Origin of the sequence: Dietzia sp. Cai40 (assembly GCF_014145165.1) — a bacterium.
In the GTDB taxonomy this organism is placed as follows: Bacteria; Actinomycetota; Actinomycetes; order Mycobacteriales; family Mycobacteriaceae; genus Dietzia; species Dietzia natronolimnaea.
Genome location: NZ_JAALEB010000062.1, coordinates 1 through 12,159, shown reverse-complemented (window position 1 = coordinate 12,159; position 12,159 = coordinate 1). Strand labels below are relative to the sequence as shown.

The window sequence follows — 12,159 nt, the reverse complement described above, 5'->3', positions numbered from 1 at the left end:
CGGCGAGCTGCACCCGGCCGCGTGCGAACGGCTCGGCCTCCCCGCCCGGTCCTGCGCGGTCGAGCTCGACCTCACGGCGATCGGGGCCCGTGAGGTCCTGCCCGCGCCGTCGATCTCGGCCTACCCGGCCGTCAACCAGGACGTCGCGCTCGTGGTGGAGTCCTCCGTGCCGGCGTCCTCGGTCGAGGCGGCCCTGCGCTCGGGCGGCGGGGATCTCCTGGAGAGCGTGCGACTGTTCGACGTCTACACCGGCACCCAACTCGGTGAGGGTCGCAAGTCCCTGGCGTACGCCCTGAGTTTCCGGGCGGACGACCGGACGCTCACCGAGGACGAGGCGACCCGGTGGCGCACGGCGGCGGTGGAGGCCGCGCAGGCGGCGGTCGGGGCGACGCTCCGTGGCTGAGCCGACCGGGGTCCCGAGGGTCCTGTGCATCGCCGGTACCGACCCGTCCGGCGGCGCGGGCCTGCTCGCGGACGTCAAGTCCGTCGCCGCGATGGGCGGGTACGCGATGGGGGCCGTCACCGCGGTCACCATCCAGAACACCCTCGGGGTCAGCGGCGTACACGCGGTACCCGTCGAGACCGTGGTCGCCCAACTCGACGCGGTGGCGGACGACGTGCGGATCGACGCCGTCAAGATCGGCATGCTCGGCGAGGCCTCCCTCGTCGAGGCGGTGGGGGACTGGCTGCGTCGCCGGAGACCCCCGAACGTCGTCCTCGACCCGGTGATGGTCGCCACCACCGGCGGCAGGCTCGCCAGCGACGACGCCTCCCGCATGCTCCGCGACCTGGTCCCGTTAGTCGATCTGGTCACCCCCAACGTCCCGGAACTCGGTGTCCTGTGCGGGGAATCCACCGCGGGCAGCATCGAGATGATCGTGGAGCAGGCCGAGCTCGTCCACGAGCAGACCGGGTGCTCGGTGCTCGCCACGACCGGCGATCTCGAGGACGGCAGTGCCGAGGACGTCCTCGTCCGCTCGGCGGGCGGGTGGCGCACGACCCTGCGACTCCCGTTCGTCCGCGTGGACACGCCGCACACCCACGGGACCGGGTGCTCGCTGTCCTCCGCCCTGGCCACTGCCCGGGTGGCGGCCGATGACTGGGAGGCCGCGTACCGGCGGGTCCGTCCGTGGATGGACGGCGCCCTCCGGGGCGGGCTCGATCTCGAGGTGGGCCGGGGGGCCGGGCCGCTCGACCACACCTGGTTCCTCCACCACTGATCGCCCGGGACCCGCCCCTCTGTCGTACACCTGTGCGAATATTCGGCTCATCACACAGCCGAGACCACCGGGAGTAGACCATGTCCACCACGCACACCGCCTCCGCCGGGTCCTCCGCCGCGAAGGCGCTCGACCGGGTCCGCAAACTGTTCGCCAAGGCCGAGAGCGTCGCCGGCACGCCGGAGGCCGAGGTGTTCCTCGAACGGGCCTACGGGTTGCTCGCGAAGTACGGCGTCGACGAGGCTCTGGCGAGATCGGGGCCCGATGCGCGACCCGCGGAAGTGACCGTGTTCGATCACGTGGTCGCCGGGAGATACCAGCCGGACCAGGTGGGACTGGTGGCATCGCTGGCCGCCGCGATGCACTGCCGGGCCGTCACCTCCACCCGCGGTGACGGCGCGAGGGTCGTCCACATCGTGGGGGTGCGTCGGCACGTCGAGCGGGTGGGGATGCTCGCCGGCGCGCTCACGGGGGTCATGCTCGCGGCGGCAGCGCACCAGCGGCCGGCTCCCGGCGTCTCGCCGGTCACGCACCGGAAGTCGTTCATGACCGGCTTCGCCTTCGAGGTGGGACGCCGACTGGCCGCGGCCGAACGCGGAGCCGTCGCCGGGAGCGGGGACGCGGTCGGGGCGGGACTCGTCCTGAGGTCGGACGCCCAGCGCGCGGATTCCGAACTACGGCGCCGTTTCCCCTCGGCGGTCCGTGGTGCACGGCGGAGGGTGGGTTCCTCGGGGATCGAGGAGGGGCGTCGCGTGGGCGGATCAGTGGATCTCGGACAGAGCCGCTTCGGCGGGGGACGGCGTCAACTCGGAGCCTGACCGGCCCGGGATCGTCGCGGCCGGCACGTCGGTGTGCAAAAGATTGCAAGCTGATGCATACTTGTGCGCATGGCAATCAAGGTAGCGGTCGCAGGTGCGTCGGGTTACGCGGGAGGGGAGTTCCTCCGCCTGCTCCTCGGGCACCCCGCGCTGGAGTCGGGCGAGATGGAGATCGGAACCCTCGCCGCGGGGTCCAACGCCGGGCAGCCGCTGGTCGAGCACCATCCCCATCTCCTGCCGCTCGCGGAGCGCGTCCTGGTCGAGACCAGTGCGGACACCCTGGCCGGGCACGACGTCGTGGTCCTGGGACTGCCGCACGGGCACTCCTCGGAGATCGCCGAGCAGCTGGGACCGGACGTCCTCGTCGTCGACCTGGGTGCGGACTTCCGGCTGTCCGACGCCTCGGACTGGGAGGCCTACTACGGGTCCGCGCACGCCGGCACCTGGCCGTACGGTCTGCCCGAACTCCCCGGCGCGCGTGAGGCGCTGCGTTCGACCCGCCGCATCGCGGTGCCCGGGTGCTTCCCCACGGGGGCGAGCATCGCGCTGTTCCCGGCGGTGGCGGCCGGACTGGTCGACGCGTCGGGGATCACGATCGTCTCGGTCACCGGTGCCTCGGGCGCGGGGAAGTCCGCCAAGGTCCCGATGCTCGCCTCGGAGGTCATGGGCTCGGCAAAGGCGTACGGCGTCACGACCCACCGCCATGCGCCCGAGATCACCCAGAACCTGCGGGCGGTCACCGCGGCGCCGGTGTCGGTGAGCTTCACACCGGTCCTGGCCCCGATGGCCCGGGGCATCCTCACCACCGCGGTCGCCCCGACCACGGCGACGGCGGGGGAGTTGCGGCGGGTGTACGCGGAGGCGTTCGACCACGAACCCTTCGTCCACGTGCTCCCCGAGGGTGTGCAGCCGATGACCGCCTCGGTGCTCGGGTCCAACGCGGTGCAGCTCGGCATCGAGGTGGACGAGCGGGCGGGGCGCGCGGTGTTCACCGCGGCGATCGACAACCTCGCCAAGGGCACCGCCGGTGGGGCGATCCAGTCCATGAATCTGGCACTCGGACTGCCCGAGACGGCGGGGCTCAGCACGGTCGGCCTCGCCCCGTGAGTGCGGGCATCCTGTCCGGCGCGGTGTCCGGTGGCCGCACCCACGGTCTCGAATCGTGGTCCGATCCGGTGCGCAACGACGCGGTGTTCTGGGTGGCTCCCGCGGGCGCGACGGCCGTGTTGGAGGTCGAGGGCGAGGGGACCGACGCCGCGGAGTTGCGGTGGAGCACACTGAGCGCCGAGGTCCCGTCGATCCGCGCGGTCGTCCTGCTCGACGGCCCGGGCGCCGGAGTCCCCGGAGAGGACTTCACCTTCACGCACTCCGTCGCCGAGGACGTCGGCCGGATCGTCGGCTCCCGGTCGGGTTCCGAGGTCGGACCGATCGAGGTGCTCGTCTTCCGACCGGACACCGATCACACCCGGTGGCCGGAACCCGCACCCACGGCGGACGGGGTGGAGTTCCGGTTCCGCCACCGCGGCGGTGCCGGCGTCCGTCTCACCCTGACCGTTCCCGACCAGCCCGAAAGAGGACTGACATGACCACCGAGATGAACGACGGGTCGACCGAGTTGACGCCGTTCGTCCGTGCCCACGTCCTCGCCGAGGCGCTGCCGTGGCTGCAGAAGTTCCACCACAAGATCGTCGTGGTCAAGTACGGCGGCAACGCGATGATCGACGGCCAGCTCAAGGCGGCGTTCGCGGCCGACATGGTGTTCCTCCGGACCTGTGGCCTGAAGCCGGTGGTGGTCCACGGGGGCGGCCCCCAGATCACGTCGATGCTCGGCCGCCTGGGGATGGAGGGCGAGTTCCGCGGGGGATTCCGTGTGACCACCCCCGAGGTCATGGACATCGTCCGCATGGTGCTGTTCGGCCAGGTCGGCCGAGAACTGGTGGGGCTCATCAACGCGCACGGCCCGTACGCGGTCGGGATCTCCGGAGAGGACGCTGGCCTGTTCACCGCGGTCCGACGGACGGCGATGGTGAACGGCGAACCGACCGACATAGGACTGGTCGGCGACGTCGAGTCGGTCGACCCCCGTGCCGTCCTGGACCTCATCGAGGCCGGCCGGATCCCCGTCGTGTCCACCATCGCCCCGGATGCCGACGGCACGGTCCACAACATCAACGCCGATTCCGCCGCCGGCGCACTGGCCACCGCGCTCGGCGCCGAGAAACTCGTCGTCCTCACCGACGTCGAGGGGTTGTACACCGATTGGCCGGACCGGTCCTCGCTGGTCACGCACCTCGGGACCGGTCCCCTCGAGCGGGTGTTGCCGTCTCTCGAGAGCGGCATGGTCCCCAAGATGGAGGCGTGCCTGCGCGCGGTGCAGGGCGGGGTGCGGGCGGCCCACGTCATCGACGGGCGCGTCGAACACTCCGTGCTGCTCGAGGTTCTCACCGAGGGCGGCATCGGCACCATGGTCACCGAGGGTGACCACGAGATCCGCACGCCGGCAGGAGGAGCGAGATGACCGGGACCGACACCATGTCCCTCACCGCACGGTGGGACAGCGCGCTCATGCGCAACTACGGCACCCCGCCGCTCGAGCTCGTCTCGGGCCGGGGCGTCACCGTCACCGCCTCGGACGGCCGCGAGTACGTGGACCTGCTCAGCGGGATCGCGGTCAACTCACTCGGTCACGCGCATCCGGCGGTCGTCGACGCGGTCAGTCGCCAGGTCGCCGAGCTCGGCCACGTGTCCAACCTCTACATCCACCCGACGGTGGTGGCGCTGGCCGAGCGCCTCGAGTCACTGCTGTCGGTGGACGAGCCCGTCCGCGCCTTCTTCTGCAACTCGGGCGCGGAGGCCAACGAGGCCGCGTTCAAGATCGCCCGTCGGACGGGGCGGTCGCGGATCCTCGCGGCGGAGAACGGTTTCCACGGCAGGACCATGGGCGCCCTCGCGATGACGGGTCAACCCGCCAAACGCGAGCCGTTCGAACCGATGCCCGCAGGGGTCGAGTTCTTCCCCTACGGCGACACCGCCGCGCTCACCGCTCTCGTCGAACAGGCTCCCGGGGACACGGCCGCCGTGATCGTCGAGCCGATCCAGGGCGAGGGAGGGGTCGTCGAACCCCCCGAGGGCTTCCTTGCCGACGTGCGATCGTTGTGCAGCGAGCACGGGATCCTCATGATCGTCGACGAGGTCCAGACCGGGATCGGTCGTACCGGGGCGATGTTCGCCACGCGGCGGGCCGGCGTGGTCCCCGACGTGATCACCCTGGCCAAGGGCCTGGGCGGCGGGCTGCCGATCGGCGCCTGCCTGGCGGTCGGTGCGGCCGGCGAGCTGCTCACCGCGGGCCAGCACGGGACCACGTTCGGCGGTAACCCCGTCGCGTGCGCGGCCGCCCTGGCCGTTCTCGACACGATCGAGTCCGAGGACCTGATCGCGCACGTCGACCGACTCGGGAAGATCATCGCCGCGGAGATCGAGTGCCTGGATCACCCGCTGGTCGACCACGTGCGGGGGAGGGGACTGCTGCTGGGCGTCGTGCTCACCGCCCCGCTCGCCAAGGCCGTGGAGGGGGCGGCCCGGGAGGCCGGGTACCTCGTCGGTGCCACTACCGCGGACGTGGTCCGACTCGCCCCGCCGCTCGTGCTGACCGAGGAGCAGGTCGCCCGGTTCGTCGCCGGGCTCCCGGGCATCCTCGACGCCGCCACCCCGAAGGAGGCCACCTCATGACCGCCGCATCGTCGTCGGTGCGGCACTTCCTGAGGGACGACGACCTCAGTCCCGCGGAGCAGGCCGAGGTCCTCGATCTGGCGATGCGGCTCAAGGCCGCCCCGTTCTCGGCCCGCCCGCTCGAAGGGCCGCGGTCGGTCGCCGTGATCTTCGACAAGACCTCCACGCGGACCCGGTTCTCGTTCGACGCGGGCATCGCCCAACTCGGGGGGAACGCCATCGTGGTGGACTCCGGATCCACCCAGATGGGCAAGGGTGAGACCCTCTCCGACACGGCGAGGGTGATGTCGCGCTACGTCGAGGCGATCGTCTGGCGCACCTACTCGCAGGACGGGCTCGCCGAGCTCGCCGCGCACTCGGACGTGCCCGTCGTCAACGCCCTGACCGACGAGTTCCACCCGTGCCAGATCCTCGCGGACCTGCTCACCATCCGCGAGAACTTCGGTCGCACCGCCGGCCTGCGCGCGGTGTATCTCGGCGACGGTGCGAACAACATGGGGCACTCGTATCTGCTCGGGTTCGCGACCGCGGGAATGCACATCACCATCGCCGCGCCGGAGGGATACCAACCGACGGGGCAGGTGGTGTCGGACGCCGAGCGCGTGGCGGCGGGGACCGGCGGCTCCGTGAGGATCACGACCGACGTCGACTCGGCGGTGGCCGGGGCGGACGTCCTCATCACGGACACCTGGGTGTCGATGGGGATGGAGGACTCGGCGACCGACCGGCTCCGCGACCTGGCCGGTTACCAGTTGGGCCAGGAGTCCGTCGACAGGGCGTCCGACGACGTGATCGTCCTGCACTGCCTTCCCGCCTACCGCGGCAAGGAGATCGCGGCCGAGGTCATCGACGGCCCCCGCAGCCGCGTGTTCGACGAGGCCGAGAACCGGCTCCACGCGCAGAAGGCGCTGCTCGTGTGGCTCATGGAGCGGTCGTGATGACGGTGGGGACGGTCAGCAGGACCGCCAGGCACGCCCGGATCGCCGAGATCCTCCAGCGCCGACCCGTCCGGAGCCAGACCGAACTGGCGGAGGCCCTGGCCGAGGAGGGCATCGCGGTCGCGGTGGCCACCCTGAGCCGGGATCTCGACGAGCTCGGGGCCGTCAAGCTCCGGGCCGCCGACGGAGGCGCGGGCCGTTACATCATCCCGGAGGACGGCAGCCGGGCCCCGGGGATCCCCGGGGGCACGGACAGGCTCGGCAGGCTGCTCGGCGACCTGCTGGTCTCGGCGGACCACAGTGGCAACATCGCGGTCCTGAGGACCCCGCCCGGCGCCGCGAACTTCCTGGCGAGCGCCCTGGACCGCGCCAACCTGGACGACGTGGTGGGGACCATCGCCGGGGATGACACCATATTCGTGATGGCCCGTGAACCCGTCGGAGGCGCCGAGCTCGCGGACCGGCTCGCCTCCCTCGCCCGCCGCCCACTCTGACATCCACGACCCGACCCCAGACCGTAGAGATCCGAACCATCAAGGAGCACACCATGTCCGATCGCGTAGTCCTCGCCTACTCCGGCGGCCTCGACACCTCTGTCGCCATCAGCTGGATCGGCAAGGAGACCGGAGCCGAGGTCGTCGCCGTCGCCATCGACCTGGGTCAGGGCGGTGAGGACATGGAGGTCATCCGGCAGCGCGCACTGGATTGCGGCGCCGTCGAGTCGATCGTCGTGGACGCCCGCGACGAGTTCGCCGACGAGTACTGCGCCCCCACGATCAAGGCCAACGGGATGTACATGCGGGAGTACCCGCTGGTCTCGGCGATCTCCCGCCCGCTGATCGTCAAGCACCTGGTCACGGCGGCCAAGATGCACGGCGGTACCTCCGTCGCGCACGGCTGCACCGGCAAGGGGAACGACCAGGTCCGCTTCGAGGTGGGCTTCGGTGCGCTCGCCCCGGACCTCGAGGTGATCGCCCCGGTCCGCGACTACGCCTGGACGCGTGAGAAGGCCATCGAGTTCGCGGAGCAGAACGAGATCCCCATCAACGTGACCAAGAAGTCCCCGTTCTCGATCGACCAGAACGTCTGGGGCCGCGCGGTGGAGACCGGTTTCCTCGAGGACCTGTGGAACGCCCCCACGAAGGACGTCTACGACTACACCGAGGACCCGACCCTCAACTTCGCCGCTCCCGACGAGGTCACCGTCACCTTCTCGGAGGGCATCCCGGTGGCGATCGACGGGCGCAAGGTCTCCGTGCTCGAGGCCATCGTGGAACTCAACCGCCGGGGCGGGGCCCAGGGCGTGGGGCGGCTGGACATGGTCGAGGACCGGCTCGTCGGTATCAAGAGCCGCGAGGTGTACGAGGCGCCGGGCGCGATGATCCTCATCACCGCGCACAAGGCGCTCGAGGACGTCACCCTCGAGCGTGAGCTGGCGCGGTACAAGTCCGGGGTCTCCGACCAGTGGTCGAACGCGGTCTATGACGGCCTGTGGTTCTCCCCGCTGAAGTACGCCCTCGACGCCTTCATCGACAACACCCAGCAGCACGTCTCCGGGGACATCCGGATGGTCCTGCACGGTGGTTCCATCGTCGTCAACGGTCGTCGTTCCGACTCCTCGCTCTACGACTTCAACCTCGCGACCTATGACGAGGGGGACTCGTTCGACCAGAGCTACGCCAAGGGCTTCGTGAACCTCCACGGTCTGAGTTCCAAGATCGCCGCCAAGCGGGACCTCGGGCTGTGAGCGACGCCGACCGGCAGGACGACCGGCACGGCACCAACGCCGGAGCACTGTGGGGTGGCCGCTTCGCGGGCGGGCCCGCCGAGGCGATGGCCGCACTGAGCAAGTCCACGCACTTCGACTGGGAGCTGGCCCCGTACGACATCAGGGCCTCCAAGGCCCACGCCAGGGTCCTGCACCGCGCGGGGTTGCTCTCCGGTGCGGACCTCGACGCGATGCTGGACGGTCTGGACCGCCTCGCCGCGGACGTGGATTCCGGCGCGTTCGGCCCGGCAGAAACGGACGAGGACGTCCACGGGGCCCTCGAACGCGGTCTGATCGACCGGGTGGGTGTCGAGGTGGGTGGGCGCCTCCGTGCCGGCCGGTCCCGCAACGACCAGGTCGCCACGCTGTTCCGGATGTGGTTGCGTGACGCGGTGCGTGAGGTGGCCGGGGGTGTGCTCGACGTGGTCGACGCGCTCGTGGCGCAGGCGGACGAGCACCCCGAGACCGTGATGCCGGGCAAGACGCACCTCCAGGCAGCCCAGCCGATCCTGCTCTCGCACCAGCTCCTGGCGCACGCGCAGCCGTTGCTGCGGGACGTCGATCGGATCCGCGACCTGGACCGCCGTCTCGCGGTGTCTCCGTACGGTTCGGGCGCTCTGGCCGGGTCGTCCCTCGGACTGGACCCGGACGCGATCGCGGCGGAGCTCGGCTTCGACCGCGCGGCGGACAACTCGATCGACGCGACGAGCTCGCGGGACTTCGCGGCCGAGGCGGCCTACGTCCTCGCGCAGATCGCTGTCGATCTCTCCCGTCTGGCGGAGGAGGTGATCGCCTGGTCGACCCCGGAGTTCGGGTACGTGACCCTGGCCGACGAGTGGTCGACCGGTAGTTCGATCATGCCGCAGAAGAAGAACCCGGACGTCGCGGAGCTGATGCGCGGCAAGACGGGTCGGTTGATCGGCAACCTGACCGGGCTGCTCGCCACCCTCAAGGCCCAGCCGTTGGCCTACAACCGGGACCTGCAGGAGGACAAGGAGCCGGTCTTCGACTCCGTCGCCCAGCTCTACCTGCTCCTCCCGGCGATGGCCGGCATGGTCTCGACCCTGACGTTCCACCCGGAGCGTCTCGCCGCGCTCGCCCCGGCCGGATACACGTTGGCCACCGACATCGCGGAGTGGATGGTCCGTCAGGGCGTGCCGTTCCGCGTCGCCCACGAGGCGGCCGGGGAGTGCGTGCGGGTGGCCGAGTCCCGCGGCGTCGGGCTGGAGGAGTTGACCGACGACGAGTTGGCGACCGTCGACCCGGCGCTGACGCCCGACGTCCGCGACGTGCTCACCGTGACGGGATCGATCGCGTCACGGAGCGCACGCGGCGGCACCGCCGGCACCGCCGTGGCCGAACAACGGCGGCGGCTGGGAGAGATCCGTGACGAGCTCGCCCACTGGGTAGGGTGAGCGCCATGTCCGTCATCGATGCCCGTCTGCTGGAGATCCTCGCCTGCCCCGAGGACAAGGGTCCGCTCCTCCTGGCGGGCGACGACACGCTCTACAACCCCCGCCTCCGCCGCGCGTACCGGATCGATGACGGTATCCCGGTCCTACTGGTGGAGGAGTCACGTCAGGTGGATGACGCCGAGCACGCGGACCTGCTCGCCGCCGCGGGCGCAGCTCCACAGGAGTGACCCGGCGGTACGCCGGGGCGGACCCGTTCCGCACGCTGCTCCGCGAAGCGGACCCGGCCGGGGCCGCGCGCGCACTGCTCGGGGGTGTCCTGACCCATGACTCCGTCTCGGTCCGGGTGGTCGAGGTGGAGGCCTACGGCGGACCGGTCGACTCAGCCCATCCGGATCCCGCCGCGCACACCTGGCCGGGTCCGACCCCGCGAAACGAGGTGATGTTCGGCGACGCCGGTCACCTGTACGTCTACCTGAGCCACGGGATCCACCGGTGCGTCAACATCACCTGCCGGCCCGCGGGCGAGGGCGGCGGGGTACTGCTGCGCGCCGCCCGGGTGGAGGGCGGACACCGGGTGGTGGACGACCGCCGGCCCGGTATACCCGTGGAACACGCGGCCCGCGGGCCGGGGAATCTCGGCAAGGTGTTGGGTATCGATCTCTCCCACCGGGGAACGGATGTCCTCGACCCGACGTCGTCGGTCACCTTCCGTCCCGATCCGGTACCCGAGTCGCAGATCCGGTCCGGCCCCAGGGTGGGTGTCTCCCGTGAGGCGGAACGCCCCTGGCGGTTCTGGCTGGCGGCCGCCCGGGAGGTCTCCGCCTACCGGCGCAGTCCTCGCGCGCCGAGGGTGACGCACCCCGCCCCGTGGTAGCCCACCGCGTCGATGGGGAACAATGGCACGCGTGACTTCCAACATCCTCGAAGACCTACAGTGGCGGGGGCTCATCGCGCAGTCGACCGACCTCGACGCGCTCCGTGCCCATCTCGACGAGGGCACCGTGTCGTTGTACTGCGGCTTCGATCCCACCGGTCCGAGCCTGCACGCAGGTCACCTGATCCCGCTTCTCACCCTGCGGCGGTTCCAGCTGGCCGGGCACCGACCGATCGTGCTGGCCGGGGGAGCGACAGGGATGATCGGCGACCCCCGCGAGGTGGGGGAGCGCACCATGAACACCGCGGACACCGTGGCCGAGTGGGCCGAGCGCATCACCGGTCAGCTCGAGCTCTTCGTGGACCTCACCGAGGGGCCCGTGGGCGCGCGGGTGGTCAACAACATGCAGTGGACCGGTCACCTGACCGCCATCCAGTTCCTCCGCGACGTCGGCAAGCACTTCTCGCTCAACACCATGCTCGGGCGTGACACGGTCAAGCGTCGTCTGGACGGTGACGGGATCTCGTACACCGAGTTCTCTTACATGCTCCTGCAGGCCAACGATTTCGTGCAGCTGCGTCGCACCATGGGGTGCACGCTGCAGATCGGCGGCTCCGATCAGTGGGGGAACATCGTCGGTGGCGTCGATCTGAACCGCCGGATGGACGGGGAATCGGTGCACGCGATGACCGTTCCCCTGGTCACCTCGTCCGACGGGAAGAAGTTCGGCAAGTCGACGGGCGGTGGGAGCCTCTGGCTCGACCCGGCCCTGACCAGCGCTTACACCTGGTACCAGTACTTCCTCAACACCTCAGATGCCGACGTGGTCCGCTACCTGCGGTGGTTCTCGTTCCTGGGCCGGGAGGAGATCGACGAGTTGGACGCACTCACCCGGGAGAAGCCGCACCTGCGGGCGGCGCAGAAGCGCCTGGCCGAGGAGATGACCACGATGGTGCACGGGGTGGCGGCCACGGAATCGGTGCAGGCGGCGTCCCAGGCACTGTTCGGACGCGGAGAGTTGACCGAGCTCGACGAGCGGACCCTCCGTGCCGCGCTCGAGGACGCCGGCGCGGTCGAGCTGGGATCCGACGAGCCGAGGACGATCGTCGATCTGCTGGTCGCGTCCGGTCTGTGCGAGAGCAAGGGTGCGGCGCGACGTGCCGTCGGTGAGGGCGGCGCGTACGTCAACAACCAGCGCGTCGACGATGTCGAGTGGGCGCCCGCGACGAGCGACCTCCTGCACGGGGCCTGGCTGGTCCTCCGGCGCGGCAAGAAGAACCTGGCCGGGGTCCGGATCCACTGATCCGGGGAGTAGGGGCAGACGGCGCCGGTACACACCGGCGCCGTCTCGCATTTCTCCCGTTGACCTGGCGATTTGCGTTTGGGTTCACGTCTGC

13 protein-coding genes and 1 pseudogene are annotated in these 12,159 nt (G+C 70.7%); all 14 read left to right on the top strand.

Annotation, left to right across the window (positions count from 1 at the left end; translation table 11 throughout):
* A pseudogene (locus G6022_RS02920) lies at positions 1 to 403 on the top strand (phenylalanine--tRNA ligase subunit beta); the annotation flags it as partial.
* Complete coding sequence (gene thiD / locus G6022_RS02915; RefSeq protein WP_095717211.1) at positions 396 to 1,220, top strand: bifunctional hydroxymethylpyrimidine kinase/phosphomethylpyrimidine kinase; 825 nt, start codon at positions 396 to 398, stop codon at positions 1,218 to 1,220. The pseudogene G6022_RS02920 and the gene thiD, both read left to right, overlap by 8 nt.
* 80 nt (positions 1,221 to 1,300) lie before the next feature.
* On the top strand, positions 1,301 to 2,038 hold the full coding sequence (locus G6022_RS02910) for a DUF2786 domain-containing protein (protein ID WP_179525171.1): 738 nt from the start codon (positions 1,301 to 1,303) through the stop codon (positions 2,036 to 2,038).
* 69 nt (positions 2,039 to 2,107) lie between these two features.
* Positions 2,108 to 3,145 (top strand): N-acetyl-gamma-glutamyl-phosphate reductase, encoded by a 1,038-nt coding sequence (gene argC / locus G6022_RS02905; RefSeq protein ID WP_179525172.1) that lies wholly within the window; start codon positions 2,108 to 2,110, stop codon positions 3,143 to 3,145.
* Complete coding sequence (locus G6022_RS02900; protein ID WP_182639277.1) at positions 3,142 to 3,624, top strand: hypothetical protein; 483 nt, start codon at positions 3,142 to 3,144, stop codon at positions 3,622 to 3,624. The genes argC and G6022_RS02900 overlap by 4 nt, the downstream gene beginning before the upstream one ends.
* Complete coding sequence (argB, locus tag G6022_RS02895; RefSeq protein ID WP_182618017.1) at positions 3,621 to 4,556, top strand: acetylglutamate kinase; 936 nt, start codon at positions 3,621 to 3,623, stop codon at positions 4,554 to 4,556. The genes G6022_RS02900 and argB overlap by 4 nt, the downstream gene beginning before the upstream one ends.
* Positions 4,553 to 5,767 carry an acetylornithine transaminase gene (locus tag G6022_RS02890; RefSeq protein ID WP_182610495.1) on the top strand — a complete coding sequence of 405 codons (1,215 nt, stop codon included), beginning with the start codon at positions 4,553 to 4,555 and terminating at the stop codon, positions 5,765 to 5,767. Before argB ends, G6022_RS02890 begins: the two co-directional genes overlap by 4 nt.
* Positions 5,764 to 6,705 carry an ornithine carbamoyltransferase gene (gene argF / locus G6022_RS02885; protein WP_179525174.1) on the top strand — a complete coding sequence of 314 codons (942 nt, stop codon included), beginning with the start codon at positions 5,764 to 5,766 and terminating at the stop codon, positions 6,703 to 6,705. The genes G6022_RS02890 and argF overlap by 4 nt, the downstream gene beginning before the upstream one ends.
* On the top strand, positions 6,705 to 7,199 hold the full coding sequence (locus G6022_RS02880; RefSeq protein ID WP_176474999.1) for an arginine repressor: 495 nt from the start codon (positions 6,705 to 6,707) through the stop codon (positions 7,197 to 7,199). The genes argF and G6022_RS02880 overlap by 1 nt, the downstream gene beginning before the upstream one ends.
* A 53-nt stretch (positions 7,200 to 7,252) precedes the next feature.
* Complete coding sequence (locus tag G6022_RS02875; RefSeq protein WP_095717203.1) at positions 7,253 to 8,452, top strand: argininosuccinate synthase; 1,200 nt, start codon at positions 7,253 to 7,255, stop codon at positions 8,450 to 8,452.
* Positions 8,449 to 9,888: an argininosuccinate lyase gene (gene argH, locus G6022_RS02870; RefSeq protein WP_182639280.1), complete on the top strand. Its 1,440-nt coding sequence runs from the start codon at positions 8,449 to 8,451 to the stop codon at positions 9,886 to 9,888. Before G6022_RS02875 ends, argH begins: the two co-directional genes overlap by 4 nt.
* A gap of 5 nt (positions 9,889 to 9,893) precedes the next feature.
* Positions 9,894 to 10,115 carry a Trm112 family protein gene (locus G6022_RS02865; RefSeq protein ID WP_179525175.1) on the top strand — a complete coding sequence of 74 codons (222 nt, stop codon included), beginning with the start codon at positions 9,894 to 9,896 and terminating at the stop codon, positions 10,113 to 10,115.
* Positions 10,112 to 10,762, top strand: coding sequence for a DNA-3-methyladenine glycosylase (locus tag G6022_RS02860; protein ID WP_182610492.1), 651 nt, complete (start codon positions 10,112 to 10,114; stop codon positions 10,760 to 10,762). Before G6022_RS02865 ends, G6022_RS02860 begins: the two co-directional genes overlap by 4 nt.
* Before the next feature lie 31 nt (positions 10,763 to 10,793).
* Positions 10,794 to 12,065 (top strand): tyrosine--tRNA ligase, encoded by a 1,272-nt coding sequence (gene tyrS / locus G6022_RS02855; RefSeq protein ID WP_311201625.1) that lies wholly within the window; start codon positions 10,794 to 10,796, stop codon positions 12,063 to 12,065.
* Positions 12,066 to 12,159: the final 94 nt, after the last annotated feature.